Origin of the sequence: Ideonella azotifigens (assembly GCF_021043325.1) — a bacterium.
In the GTDB taxonomy this organism is placed as follows: domain Bacteria; phylum Pseudomonadota; class Gammaproteobacteria; order Burkholderiales; family Burkholderiaceae_C; genus Ideonella; species Ideonella azotifigens.
The window spans coordinates 215371-229159 of record NZ_JAJNKD010000009.1 but is presented as its reverse complement, the minus strand read 5'-3'; the positions used below and the strand labels follow the sequence as shown (position 1 = coordinate 229159).

At 67.0% G+C, this 13789-nt stretch carries 9 protein-coding genes; 7 read left to right on the top strand and 2 right to left on the bottom strand.

The features are described 5' to 3' along the window. Nucleotides 1-38: 38 nt before the first annotated feature. From dgoD to LRH25_RS19605, 3 genes are all read left to right on the top strand, one after another. Entirely contained in the window at nucleotides 39-1187 is a 1149-nt protein-coding gene (gene dgoD, locus LRH25_RS19615; RefSeq protein WP_141287466.1) for a galactonate dehydratase, read from the top strand. Nucleotides 1188-1295: 108 nt separating this feature from the next. Beyond that, entirely contained in the window at nucleotides 1296-3935 is a 2640-nt protein-coding gene (locus LRH25_RS19610) for a TonB-dependent receptor (protein ID WP_141287465.1), read from the top strand. A gap of 175 nt (nucleotides 3936-4110) precedes the next feature. After that, nucleotides 4111-7962: a response regulator gene (locus tag LRH25_RS19605; protein ID WP_170200841.1), complete on the top strand. Its 3852-nt coding sequence runs from the start codon at nucleotides 4111-4113 to the stop codon at nucleotides 7960-7962. A gap of 112 nt (nucleotides 7963-8074) precedes the next feature. Here LRH25_RS19605 and malE read toward each other — a convergent pair whose 3' ends face one another. After that, a complete protein-coding gene (malE, locus tag LRH25_RS19600) occupies nucleotides 8075-9280 on the bottom strand; it encodes a maltose/maltodextrin ABC transporter substrate-binding protein MalE (protein ID WP_141287463.1) in 1206 nt (401 codons plus the stop codon). Nucleotides 9281-9633: 353 nt separating this feature from the next. On the opposite strand from malE, the gene LRH25_RS19595 reads away from it, so the two are divergent. Continuing rightward, a complete protein-coding gene (locus LRH25_RS19595; RefSeq protein ID WP_141287462.1) occupies nucleotides 9634-10398 on the top strand; it encodes a peptidoglycan-binding domain-containing protein in 765 nt (254 codons plus the stop codon). Here the strand turns inward: LRH25_RS19595 and LRH25_RS19590 are convergent. After that, the gene (locus LRH25_RS19590; protein ID WP_231011985.1) at nucleotides 10388-11317 is read right to left on the bottom strand and encodes a LysR family transcriptional regulator; all 930 of its coding nucleotides are present in this window, start codon (nucleotides 11315-11317) and stop codon (nucleotides 10388-10390) included. The two genes, LRH25_RS19595 and LRH25_RS19590, sit on opposite strands and share 11 nt — an antisense overlap. Before the next feature lie 96 nt (nucleotides 11318-11413). On the opposite strand from LRH25_RS19590, the gene LRH25_RS19585 reads away from it, so the two are divergent. The 3 genes from LRH25_RS19585 (at nucleotide 11414) to LRH25_RS19575 (ending at nucleotide 13789) form a co-directional block, all read left to right on the top strand. Continuing rightward, nucleotides 11414-12424, top strand: coding sequence for a zinc-binding alcohol dehydrogenase family protein (locus LRH25_RS19585; protein ID WP_141284256.1), 1011 nt, complete (start codon nucleotides 11414-11416; stop codon nucleotides 12422-12424). A 184-nt stretch (nucleotides 12425-12608) separates the two neighbouring features. After that, complete coding sequence (locus tag LRH25_RS19580) at nucleotides 12609-13067, top strand: hypothetical protein (RefSeq protein WP_141284254.1); 459 nt, start codon at nucleotides 12609-12611, stop codon at nucleotides 13065-13067. 257 nt (nucleotides 13068-13324) lie between these two features. Further along, nucleotides 13325-13789, top strand: a complete 465-nt coding sequence (locus tag LRH25_RS19575) for a hypothetical protein (RefSeq protein WP_141284252.1) — start codon at nucleotides 13325-13327, stop codon at nucleotides 13787-13789.

Here is a 13789-nt window from a genome sequence, read left to right as displayed (position 1 = left end):
GCCACCACTCCCCGAAGATCCCCCGAAGAGAAGTTGAGATGAAGATCACCCGCCTCACCACCTACCGCGTTGCCCCGCGCTGGATGTTCCTCAAGGTCGAGACCGATGAAGGCATCACCGGCTGGGGCGAGCCCGTGCTTGAAGGCCGGGCCCGCACCGTCGAAGCCGCCGTGCAGGAATTCGCCGAGACCCTGATCGGCCAGGACCCAATGCGCATCAACGACCTGTGGCAGACCATGTACCGCGGCCATTTCTACCGCGGTGGCGCGATCCTGATGAGCGCCATCGCCGGCATTGACCAGGCCCTGTGGGACATCAAGGGCAAGGCCCTGGGCGTACCGGTCTACCAGTTGCTGGGCGGCCTGGTGCGCGACAAGATGAAGGTCTACAGCTGGGTCGGCGGCGACCGGCCGGCCGACATCGTGGCCGACATGCAGCGCCTGATGGAAGGCGGCTTCGACACCTTCAAGCTCAACGGTACCGAGGAATTCGGCCTGCTGGACACGCCGCGCGCCATCGACACCGCCGTGGCCAAGATCGCCGGCGTGCACGACGCGCTGGGCACCCAGGTCAGCTTCGGCATCGACTTCCACGGCCGCGTCTCCGCGCCCATGGCCAAGCCGCTGCTGAAGGCGCTGGAGCCGTTCCGTCCGCTGTTCGTCGAAGAGCCGGTGCTGGCCGAACAGGCCGAGCACTACGCGCGCTTGGCCGCGTCCACCAGCATCCCGCTGGCCGCCGGCGAGCGCATGTACTCGCGCTTCGAGTTCAAGCGCGTGCTCGAAGCCGGCGGCATCGCCATCGTGCAGCCGGACCTGTCGCACGCCGGCGGCATCACCGAATGCCACAAGATCGCCTCGATGGCCGAGGCCTACGACGTGGCCTTTGCACCGCACTGCCCGCTCGGCCCGGTGGCACTCGCCGCCTGCCTGCAGGTCGACTTCGTCTCGCACAACGCCGTGCTGCAGGAACAAAGCATGGGCATCCACTACAACAAAGGTGCCGAGCTGCTGGACTACGTCATCAACAAGGAAGACTTCCGCATAGCCAACGGCTACATCCATGCGCTGCCCAAGCCCGGCCTGGGCGTGGAAGTGGACGAAGAACGCGTGATCCGCGCCGCCAAGAACGCGCCCGATTGGCACAACCCGATCTGGCGCCACAAGGACGGGAGCGTGGCGGAGTGGTGAGCCGGTGATCGGCATGACCTGAGGCTTCGCGCCGCCATCCGAGAAATGGGGTACACAATAGGCGACGGAAATCGATGCGGTAAAGCGTGAAGTATTGACACCATGAGAATGAGTGTGACGACGCTTGCTCCTGGCTCCAGCCCCCACCCGGCGCAGGCTTCGCGCCGGACACTTGCCGGGCTGCTTGCGGCGGCGTCACCGCTGTGGGCCTGTGGCCAACCGGTCGATCCGGAGCCCTCGCCGGCCACGGCTGGCACAACGGAGCAGCTGGCTCAGGTCGTCGTCACCGGAACCCGCGCCAGTCTGATGTCGGCCCAGCAGCTGAAACGCAATTCACTGGAGGTCGTCGATGCGGTGCTCGCCGACGACATCCTGAAACTGCCGGACTTCAGCGTGACCGATGCGCTGCAGCGCGTCACCGGCGTCCAGGTCGCACGTGACCGGGGCGACGGCACCGCCACCGCCATCCGCGGCCTCACGCAGATGCAGACGACGCTGAACGGCCGGGAGGTCTTCAGTGCAGGGACCGGGCGAAACCTCGAATTTGCCGACATTCCCGCCGAGATGCTGGCCAGCCTTCGCGTGTACAAGACTTCGTCGGCGTCCCAGATCGAAGGCGGCATTGGCGGCCTCGTGGACATGCGCACCCGCCGGCCCTTCGACTTCGCCGGGCGCGAGGCGGCCATCTCGCTGCGGCGTGTGGACTCGCAGCTCGCACAGGCCGGGGCGAACCAGTTTTCGGTGCTGGCGTCCGACCGCTGGCAGACGGCCGGCGCCGGCGAGTTCGGCCTGCTCGTGAACGTTTCGCGCCAGGACCGTGCATGGCGCGAAGATCAGAAAAGCACCGGCAATCCCATCGCGCGCAGCGACATCGTGGCGGGCCAGATCGTCAACGTGGCCAGCAGCACGTCGGAAGCCACGAGTGTCGGCCTGCGTCGGCGCACCGGCATTGCGGGCGTGCTGCAGTGGCGGCCGAACGAGCAGCTCGAACTCTATGCCGAGGCCATCAGCGCTCGGCTGGCCACGCGGCAGGACTCGTACCAGATCAACGCGTCGGCCGCACCAACGTTTCAGGCAGACAGTGTGCAACTGTTCCCGGGCACCAGCGACGTGCGGCGCATCACCTGGACCAACGCACCGATCTCCATCCTCAGCTTCGCGCGCGACACCACCGACCGCACCCGCAGTGCCGCGCTTGGCGGCAGTTGGCGCGATGAAGCCACGACCCTCAAGCTCGACCTCAGTCACGCGCGGAGCTTCAACCACCTGTTCTTTTCGGGTCCGACGCTCGCGGGAACGGCCGCGAGCTTCACGCAGGACGTGTCGACGCCGGTACCGTTCACCCGGGTCGGCGGAACCGATCTGCTCGATCCGCACAACTTCCAGGTCAGCTCGATCGCCTACCGCACTCGCCCGTTCGAGGGCCACCTTGCAGCCGGGACGATCGATCTCGAACAAGTGCTGCAAGGCAGCTTTTTGCGGACGCTGGAGGCCGGGTTGCGCTTCGCGCGGCGCGGCGCAACCGACAGCCCCGGGCTGGTCTTCGCCGATGCGCCCGTGTCCGGGGTGTCGGCCGCGGACCAGGCCGGTTTTGCAGTTCCCAATCCCTATGGCGATTTTCTCGGCACGGGATCTTCGAACAGCCTGGCGCACTACATCGTCGGCAACCTCGACGCGGCCCGCGATGCGGTGACCTACCGCAGTGCCTTCGGCATCACCACGCCGATCCCCGCCGGCGGCAACCCGCTGGGCCTGTGGACGATTCGCGAGGACACCCAGGCGGCCTATGCGGCAACGGTGTTCAAGGCCTCGGCCTGGCCGCTGGACGGCAACGCAGGCCTGCGCATCGTGCGCACCAGCGAGTCTGTCGACGGCAATCAGGCGCTGCCCGCCACCGGCAGCACCGCGCCGATCACGATCGCCAGCAGCTACGTCGACCTGCTGCCCAGCGTGAATCTGCGCTACCGGCTGGCGCCCGGATGGCAGCTGCGCGCCGCCGCATCCAAGACCCTGACGCGGCCGAACTTCGACCAGCTGTCGCCGTCGGTGACCTTGGTCCGCAACTCGGTCGACCCGACCCTCAACCAGGGCGCCGCCGGCAACCCCGGGCTGGCGCCGGTGCGCTCGCGCAACCTCGACCTGGCGCTGGAGACCTACTTCAGTGCCACCACCTTGGCCCATCTGACCGGGTTCGTGAAGAAGGTCGATGGCTTCGTCACGACGGTAAGCGATCCCGAGACCCATGACGGCGTGACCTACCAGGTGAGCCGGCCGCAGAACGGGCCGATGGCCGACGTGCGCGGCCTGGAGATCGGCTACCAGCAGTTTTTCGACTGGCTGCCGGGCGCCTGGCGCGGGCTGGGACTGCAGGCCAACTACACCTACGTGGACAGCGAAATGCGGGGCACCGGGCTGCCGCTGCAGAACTTTTCGAAGAACAGCTGCAACCTGATCGGTCTGTACGAATTCGGCCAGGTGTCGGCCCGCCTCGCCTACAACTGGCGAAGCCGGTTCTTGAGCGGGATCACCAACATCGTCAACCTGGGCTCGCAGCCTGTCTACACGCGCGGCTACGGCTGGCTGGATGCGTCGCTGCGCTGGAAGGTCAGCACACAACTCACGCTTGCGCTCGAAGGCAACAACCTGCTGAACACGCGCCGGACTTCGTACTACACGGTCGCGACACGACCGCAGAGCGCCTGGATCAACGACATTCAGATCGGCCTCGGCGCGACGCTCCGCTTCTGAGACCGCCCAGCTGCAAATGCGCTTCTAAAGCAGGACAGGCAGCCGCCTGCTGGCGCGACAATGGCAACCTGGCCGCATCGGCGGCGGCCGTCGTCTCGAAGAAGTGTCAATGGATTGATCGGGAGTGGCAGTGGGCGGTATGCAGACACCTGGTCGACGACTCGCAGCATGGCGGATGTCCAGCGTGATCGTCTTGAACGCCTTGTTGATCGGCATGAACCATGCCGTCGCATCGTCAATCCCGCCCAACGCCGCCTGGAATCTCGAGGCCACCCAGGCCCGCGAGCTGGTCGAAAACGACGCGCCACGTGCCCTTCACCAGGCACAGCAATTGTTGGCGGCGCTGCCCGTGGACGCCTCGCCGGTGGACCGGGCCCGGGCGCTGAACCTGGTGGCGCGCGCCGAGGTCTATCTCGCGCAGACCGAAGCCGGGGCCGGGCATGCCAGCGCGGCGCTGGCGCTCGCCAAGGCATCGGACGATCGTGTCGGACAGGCCGAGGCCGAACTCAACATCGCGCTGAGCGCGATCAACCAGGCCCGCATCGACGCCGCCGTGGCTGCCACGACGCAAGGCCTGGCCGTGCTCGATGGGGTCGACCGGCCCGACCTGCTCGGCGAGGCGATGCTGCGCATGGCAATGTCGTACCGCCGTATCGGCCAGGTCAACGAGTCGGTCACGATGACGATGCAGGCGATGGAGATCGCCCAGCGCACGAGCCAGCCGCGTGTGCTGGCCTACGCACACCAGGGTCTGGGCATCTCGTTCAACCAAAGCGGTCGCCTTGCAGAGGCGCGCGAGCATTTCGAACAAATGCGAGTGCAGGCGCAACGGGCCGGCTCCAGGATGCTCGAGGCCGATGCGCTCTCCAACTTGGGCGGCGTGGTGGCCGGGCTCGGCGATATGGCGGCCGGCGAACGGCTCTGTCGCGAAGCGATCAAGCTGTACCGCGCGATCGGCATGCCGTTCAGCATCAGCTTTGCACAATTCGGGCTGGCAGAGTTGCTGCGCAAGCAGGGTCGTCTTGCCGAGACCGGGCAATTGCTCGACGAGGTGCTCGCGCGCTATCTCGAACACCCGAACCTCATTGGCCAGTGGTTCGTGTTGAACGCGCGGAGCAGCAACTTCGAAGCGCAAGGCCGCAGGGCCGAGGCTCGCGCCGCCGCCGATGAGGCCTATCGACTGGCACAGCAAATCGGCTTCCCGCTCTACCGCAGCGAAAGCGCGCGGCGGCTGGCCGCAGTGGTCGCGGCTGCCGGCAATGCCCGGCAAGGCTATGAGCTGCTGCTCGAAGCCTCCAACATGACCGACAAGGCCGCGCGCGAGAAGGCCAGCAGCCACATGGTTGAGCTGGCGCAGCGCTACGAATCCGAGAGCCGGCGGCGGCAGATTGCCGAACTCGAACGCCGCAACGAGCAGCAGACGGCTGAGCTGGCGCAACGGGCGCTACAGCAGCGCTGGTTGTGGACGGTGCTGGGCGGCAGCATCATCACGCTGACCGGGGCCATCGTGTTCGTCGTGTTCCTGCGGCGCTCGCAGCGCCAGCTCGAAGTGATCAACACCCGCCTCACGCAATCGCAGGACGAGATTCAGCACCAGGCCGGCATCCTGCGGCTGATCCTCAACAGCATTGGCGATGGCGTCGCCGTGTCCGACGAGCAGGGCAATCTGATCCTGATGAATCCGGCGGGCGAGCAGATCCTCGGCCCCGTCGACAAGGTTGTCGACGCGCGTGACTGGTCGCGGATGCTCGGCATCTACCTGCCCGACGAGGTAACTCCCTACCCGGTCGTGGACCTGCCGCTCGCGCGTGCGGTTCGCGGCCAGTCCTGCGACGCAGTCGAGTTGTACCTGCGCAATGCCAGTTGCCCCGAAGGGCGCTGGCTGATCGTGACGGCGCGTCCGCTGGTCGATGCCGAAGGCGCGGCGCGCGGCGGCGTCGCGGTGTTCTCCGACGTGACGGCGCGCAAACGGGTCAACGAAGAGATCCGCTTGCTCAACCAAAGTCTGGAGGAACGCGTGCGGTCCCGCACCGCCGACCTCGAACAGTCGCAACAAATGGCCAAGGCCGCCAACCGGGCCAAGAGCGAGTTCCTCGCCAACATGAGCCACGAAATCCGCACGCCGATGAACGCGATCATCGGCATGTCACACCTGGCGCTCGGCAGCGATCTCGACGCCCGGCAGCGCGGCTACATCACCAAGGTTCATCGCTCGGCCGAGGCCTTGCTCGGCATCATCAACGACATCCTCGACTTCTCCAAGATCGAGGCCGGCAAGCTCGATGTCGAACACATCCCGTTCAGCGTCGCCGAGGTGCTGGACGACACCAGCAATCTGGTGGGGCTGAAGGCCGAGGCAAAGGGTCTGGAGCTGCTGCTCGTGCTGCCGCCGGGACTGCCTCCCTTGCTGTTGGGCGACCCTTCGCGTTTGGGCCAGGTCCTGCTGAACCTGGGCAACAACGCCGTCAAGTTCACCGAACGTGGCGAAGTGTCGATCGGCGTGCAGCTGCTTGAACGCGATGCCGCGTCGGTGGTGCTCAGCTTCGAAGTGCGTGACACCGGAGTCGGCATCGATGCCGCGGACTGCGCCCGGTTGTTCCAGCCCTTCGTGCAGGGCGATGCGTCAACCAGCCGCCGCTACGGCGGCACAGGACTGGGGCTGGCGATCAGCCAGCAGCTGGTGCAGCTGATGGGCGGCCGGATCGGGGTGGTGAGCACACCGGGGCAGGGCAGCCGTTTCCATTTCAGCGCCCGCTTCGGCTTGCCAGCGGACGCCGCGTTGGACCCACCCACGCCCGTCGACTCATTGCAGGCGCGTGTGCTCGTGGTCGACGACAACGCAGCCGCACGCGAACTCTTGTGCAAGATGGCCGGCGCGCTCGGCATGCATGCCGAAGCGGCCAGCAGCGGCGAGGAGGCCCTGGCGGCAATGGCGCAGGCCGATGCGAGCATCGTGCCCTATCAGCTGCTGCTGGTCGACTGGAAGATGCCCGGCATGGATGGTGTCGAGTGCGTGCGCCGCATTCGTGATCGCGCACTGCGCCACCCTGCACCGGCCGTCATGATGCTGACGGGGTTCGGCCGCGACGAGATCGAAAGACGTCTGGACGAGGTTTCGCTGAAGGTGGGCGCTCTGCTCACCAAGCCAGTCACGCCGTCGACACTGTACGAAGCCTGCTGCGCCGCGCTCGGCCTGATGTTGGACCCGACCAGCCGAGCGCGCCTGCGTGAGCGCGTCAGTTCGGCGCACCGCGCCGGTCTGAAGGGCGCGCGCATTCTGCTGGTTGAGGACAACCTGATCAATCGCGAAGTCGCGGTCGAGTTGCTGGGCCGTGCCGGCATCGTCGTCAGCGTTGCCGGTGACGGCGCACAAGCGCTCGAGCGACTGCAGCGTGAACCGTTCGATGGCGTGCTGATGGACTGCCAGATGCCGGTGATGGACGGCTACACGGCGACGCGCGAGTTGCGCCGCGACCCGCGGCTGAAGGACCTGCCGGTGATTGCGATGACGGCCAACGCCATGGTTGGCGACCGGGAGAAGGTGCTGGCTGCGGGCATGAACGACCACATTGCCAAGCCGATCAAGGTCAACGAAATGTTCGCAACGATCGCGCGCTGGATCCAACCGGGTGGCGCCGGGCCGATCGCCGTGGCGGCAGCGTCGCGGCTCGCGACCGAGCTGCCCGATCAGGTGCCCGGCCTGGATGCGAGCGCCGGGCTTGACGCCGTGATGGGCGACGCTGTGCTGTACCGCCGCCTGCTGCGCCTGTTCCGCGATCAGCAACAGGACTTCCGCCAGAAGTTTCACGCGGCCCGGGCCGGCGGCAACGCGGATGGCGCAATGCGCCTGGCCCACGACCTGAAGAGCGGGGCCGGGCAGATCGGCGCGCACGCCCTCCAGCGTGCTGCCGAGGCACTGGAGCAGGCGTGCATAAAGGGCGGCCGTGAGCCCGAAATCGCTGATCGGGCGGCCGCCGCAGCCGATGGCCTTGAGCCGCTGGTGGCCGCCTTGCGTTCGCTCGACTGAGCGGCCGGCGCATCACGCGCAGGCCCACGGTGCACTGGCCGCCCTCGCCCACCCGGATGCCAGCCACTGTCGCCTGGGGCTCAGCGGTTGCGCCAGCACGGGGCCGCGGGGATCACTCCCCCTGGATGCGCTTGGCGGCGCGGTCCAGGCCGTCCTTCACGGTTTCGCGGCCCTGGGTGATGTTCTGCAGCGCGGCGGCCATCGCGGTCCAGAAGCGGGTCATCTCGGTGTTGTTGGGCATCGGCGTGCCGGACTGGGCGGCGGCAAAGGTGCCGGCGATCAGCGGGTCGGACTTCAGCTCGGCGTAGTAGGCCTTGTTGGCTGGCACGCCCAGCGGCACGTGGGCGTTCATCGCCTTCAGGCCGTCCATTGAGAGCAGGTAGTTCTCCAGGAACTCGTTGGCCGCTTCCTTCTGCTTGCTGTTGGTGGCGATCATCGCGCCCAGCACGCCGACAAACGGGCCACCCTGCTTGCCGTCGATCTTCGGGAACGGGGCGACACCGAAGTTGATCTTGCTTTTCTTCAGGTTGTTCCAGGCCCAGGGGCCGTTGATCGTCATGGCCACGCGACCCTCGTTGACGCCCGCTTCGGCCTCGGCATAGCTGGCGGTCTTGGGCATCACGCCGGCCTTGATCAGCGACATCAGCGTCTCGATGCCGCGCACCGCGCCGGGGTTGTTGACACCTGTGTCCTTGGCGTCATAGGTGCCGTCGGCGTTGCGCTTGAAGGCATAGCCACCGCCGGCGGACATCAGGCCGTAGGAGTAGTAGATCTCCGTCATCGGCCACATGATGGCGCGCTTGCCCTGGGCCGAGAGCTTCTTGTCCAGGCCGACCACCTCGTCCCAGGTGGTGGGCGGCGTGGGCACCAGGGCCTTGTTGTAGATCAGCGCCAGGGCCTCGATGGACAGCGGGTAGCCCCAGGTCTTGCCGCCGATGCGCCAGGCCTTCCAGGCCAGCGGGTCGATGGCGTCCACCGTCTTCTTGCTTGGCGTGACGGGCGCGATCAGGCCGGCAGAGATCCAGCTGCCAACGCGGTCATGCGGCCAGATCCAGATGTCCGGGCCCTTGCCGGCCGCGGCGGCCTGCTCGAACTTGGCGATGGCGTCTTCCGGGTGCTCGACCTTGACGGCGATGCCGGTATCGGCGCTGAACTTTTCGGCGATCTTGGCAATGCCTTCGTAGCCCTTGTCGCCGTTGATCCAGATCAGCAGGCTCCCATCGGCCGCGTGCGCGACGCTGGCGCCGAGCATGGCGGTGAGCGCGGCCGCAGCCAGCAAGGTGTGGGCCGCAGCGCGGCGGGTCAGCGATCCGGTCATCGGGAACTCCTTTGTCTCCAAGGGTGGCATTCAGACCAAGCGGGGCGGCATGCCACAGCAGCACCGCCTTTGAGGTAGAAATATTTAAGTTAAACGCTTAATCTTGTGCGCGGATTTTTGAGCCGCTGCCTGCGCAGTGCCAATAGGGCTATCCCGCATCTGATCCAGACAGGCAAATCGCCGCGCATCGGCTTTCTAAGCTTGTCCAAATTAAACGCTTAACAATCGTTCAAGAGGATGACGGGCCAGGCTTTGTTCCCCCAAGGTGGGGACGTGCGGCCCGCCCTGCCGGCCGCACACTGCGGCCGTCCCTTCCCCTGTGGTTCATGCCAACGATTGCCAAGGAGATGCACATGCCCGCTTACGGTGAACGCGTTCTGCAAAAAGACATGAAGGGCCCGGACGTGGCCGAGCTGCAGTTGCGGCTGGCGGGATTCCGCGGCACGCTGCCGGACGGCGACTTCGGCTCGGGCACCGAGCTGCAGGTGCAGCAGTTCCAGCGAGACGTGATGAAGATGGCCAGCCCGACGCGGGTGGTGGACAAGGCGACCTTCATCGCCATCGACCAGTTCGCGCAACGCTGCCCGATCGACTTCAAGCAGCTGAAGTGCCCCTGCGGCACCTGCAGCGGCTTTGGCCGCGGGCTGTTCCGTGGCCAGTACCTGCCGGGCGGCCAGGGCCAGGAGATCAACAACCTGTACGAATACCCCGGCATCCACCGCATGCTGCTGTGGGCCGTGCGGGCGGCGTATTTCTACATGCCTGAGCACCAGTTCTCGTTCAGCTCGGGCTACCGCTGCAGCGTGGACAACCAGCAGCACAAACGCACCAGCACCAACCACCACGGCAAAGCGGTGGACCTGGACATTGCGCTCAAGGCCGGCGAGAGCAAGCGCGACGACGCGGTCAAGTGCGATGCCGTGCGCGGCAAGCTGGTGGAGCTTTCGAACGCCCAGATCGGCTGGACAGCTGCCAACCGCAAGGCGCTGGAGCCTTCTTCCATCGCACCGACCTGGGTGCACTACGACGTGCGCCAGTACGACGCGGTCTACCTGGCCGACAGCTACTTCTGCAAGGACGCCGACTCGCTGGACAGGCCGATGCCGATCAAGGTGTAGCCAGCCCGGCAGCGCCAGCGGCGTCCAGCGCCTCAAAGCGCTTGGCAAGGAAGTCCACCAGCGCCCGCACCCGCCGCGGCACGAAGCGGCCGCTGGGCAGCAGCGCGTGCAGCGGATACGGCTCGGTTTCCCAGTCGATCATCAGCGGAACCAATTCGCCGGACGCCAGGTGGCGCAGCAGGTCCAGCTCGGAGCGCAGCATGATGCCGGCGCCGGCCAGCGCCCAGTCGCGCGCCAGCGAAGCGTCGTCCACGCTGCGGTCGCCATGCACCGTCACCTCCGTCCACTGGCCCTGCTGGCCGAAGCGCCAGCGCCTGTAGGGCTTGCCGCCGCGGTCGAAGATCAGGCAGTTGTGGCGCAGCAGGTCCTGCGGGTTCTGCGGCGCCGGATGGCGCGCCAGGTAGGCCGGCGAGGCACACAGCACGATGCGCCCCACGGCCAGGCGCCGAGCGACCAGGCGCGAGTCCGGCAAGGCGCCGTAGCGCAGCGCCAGGTCCACTTCGTCGCGCACCACGTCGCGCGGCCGGTCGCCCACCGAAAGTGCCAGCTGCAGCCCCGGGTGCATGGCGAGGAATTCGTCCAGCCAGGGCAACAGCACGGTGCGCGTGAGATCCGAAGGTGCGGCCACGCGCAGCGTGCCGACCAGCGCGCCAGCGTCCGTTGCCAATTGCGCTTCGCCCTCTTCCAGCAGCTCGAAGGCACGCGTAGCGTAGTCCAGCAGCGTCTGGCCGGCGGCGGTGAGGCGCATGGCCCGCGTGGAGCGCTCGAACAGCCGCGTGCCGAGTTGCTGCTCCAGGCGCTTCAGCGTGGCGCTGGCGGCGGCGGGCGTGATGCCCAGCGCGGTGGCCGCCGCCGTCAGCGAACCGCCGCGAGCCGTTTGAAGCAGCACGCGCAGGTCGCCGGGATTGTCAATCTTCATTTGAAGATGATAGTGTCGTCATCGACTTATCAACGAGGCGTTGAAATTCTACAGTGAAGCCATTCCCTTCTTCACAGGACCTCACAGGACCGCACCATGAAAGCCATTGGTTACCGCCAGAACCTGCCCGTCGACCACACAGACGCGCTGCTCGACCTTGAACTGCCAGCACCCGCGCCTGGCGCGCGCGACCTGCTGGTGCGCGTCAAAGCCATCTCGGTCAACCCTGTCGACACCAAGGTGCGCCGCAACAGCCCGCCCCCCGAAGGCCAGGCGCGTGTGCTAGGTTGGGACGCGGTGGGCACGGTCGAAGCCTTGGGTGCGGCCGTGGCGAAGTTCAAGCCGGGCGACCGGGTGTACTACGCCGGGGCGATCAACCGGCCAGGTGCCAACAGCGAGTTGCATACAGTGGACGAGCGCATCGCCGCGCTGGCGCCCAATTCGCTGGACGACACCCAGGCCGCCGCGCTGCCGCTGACCACCATCACCGCCTACGAGCTGCTGTTCGACCGGCTGCGCGTGGCCCAGGGCGGCGGCGCCGGGCAGACGCTGCTGGTGATTGGCGGCGCCGGCGGCGTGGGCTCCATCCTGATCCAGCTGGCGCGGCAGCTCACGCAACTGCGCGTGGTGGCCACCGCCTCGCGTGCCGAGACGCGCCAGTGGTGCCTGGACCTGGGCGCGCATGCGGTGATCGACCACAGCAAGCCCCTGGCCACAGAGCTGCTAGCCGCGGGCGAAGGCCAGGCCGACTTCGTCGCCGCCCTCACGCAGACGGCGCATCACTACCCGCAGATCATCGAAGCGCTGAAGCCGCAAGGCGCCATCGGCTGCATTGACGACATGGACGGCCTGGACGCGATGAAGCTCAAGACCAAGGCGCTGTCGCTGCACTGGGAGCTGATGTTCACCCGCCCGATGTTCGAGACACCGGACATGCACCGCCAGGGCGAGCTGCTGGCCGAGGTGGCGCAGCTGGTGGATGCCGGCCGCGTGCGCACCACCGCGAGCGAGAACTTCGGCAGCATCAACGCCGCCAGCCTGAAGCGCGCCCATGCGCTGATCGAAAGCGGCCGCGCGCTGGGCAAAGTGGTACTCGCCGGGTTCTGAAGGCTTCTGGGCAAGAGGCGGCCGTCCCAAAGTGTGGCCGCCTCACCCCCCGCATGGCAGATTCGCCTCGCCCGGGCGAATCCTATGGTTCAGCTGTCAGGACCGCCGCGCCAGCCCAGTCGCAGCGCCGGCCTCCTGATGCCCGCGGCGTCCGCCGCGGTCCAACCAGCATCAGGGGATCACCATGCGCACATTTCACGTACCCAAGGCGGCGGTCACGGCACTGGTCGCCATCGCCTCCTTCGTCGCGACGACCGCCTCGTACGCGCTCGGTCCGTCCGACCCGCAGGACAAGACCTATCAATGCGCGGTTGCCGGCCAGACCTGGGGCTGCGGCGACGGCAAGCCTTCGCAGGCAGTGCGCATCGAAGAGCGGCTGCAACCGGGGCCGCGCGCGGCCTATGCCATCCACACCGGCGTACCGAAGGCCGAAGCCATTGCCAAGGCCCGCGCCGGCGGTGAAGTACCAATCCGGCAGGTCGTGCGCATCACCACGCGCCAGCTCTCGCCGGCCGAGCAATGGGACCGCGTCAACGGCCGCTACGTGTCGCCCTGGGAGAAGGTGGAAGTGCTGTCCAGCGCGCCTGATACCGGTCCCGGTCCTGTCGCCCAAGGCGACAAGCCGGCGACGGTCAAACGCTGAAGCCGGCCGGGCCTTGGGGCGCACGCCCGAAAGACGTCCTGGAACCAGCTTCAGCCCCGGCCAAGCCTCCCATACTCCATAAAAGCAGTGAACGCGAGGCGCGCAAACGATTGCGCACACTTCGAATGAGGTCAAAAACGAGGTCCAGAAGCACTAGTGAAAACCCTATGCTGCAATGCACCCAGGGCAAGCAGAACCGACAACGAAGTGCCGATTCCCTGAGCGAGCCCACTGACCCATTCCTCAGAGGTTTCACCATGTTCACCCTCCACACTTCCGCTTCCAAGACCGCCAAGACCCTGGCCCTGGGCGCCCTGATCAGCTTGGCCGCCGCCTCGTCGTTCGCAGCTGGCTCGTCCGCCTCGCCGGAACAGATCTACCAACGCGCCGTGGGCGGCCAGACTGCCGGTTTCAGCGATACCGCGCAGGCCGGGTCGTCCAACGTCCGCGTTGAAGAACACCTCGTCCCAGGCCCCCGTGCGGCCTACGCCATTCACACCGGCGTGGCCAAGGACGTGGCCATCGCCCAGGCCCGCGCCGCCGGCGAATACCCGACCCGCCAGGTCCTGAAGATCACCTCGCGCCAGCTGACCCCCGCCGAAAAGTGGGAGCGCCGGAACAGCGGCGTCGCAACGTCGTTCGAAAAGGTCGAAGTGATCTCCAGCACGCAGGACCGCGGCCCCGCTGCCGTGGCCACTGGCAGCAAGGCCAGCGCGATCTGA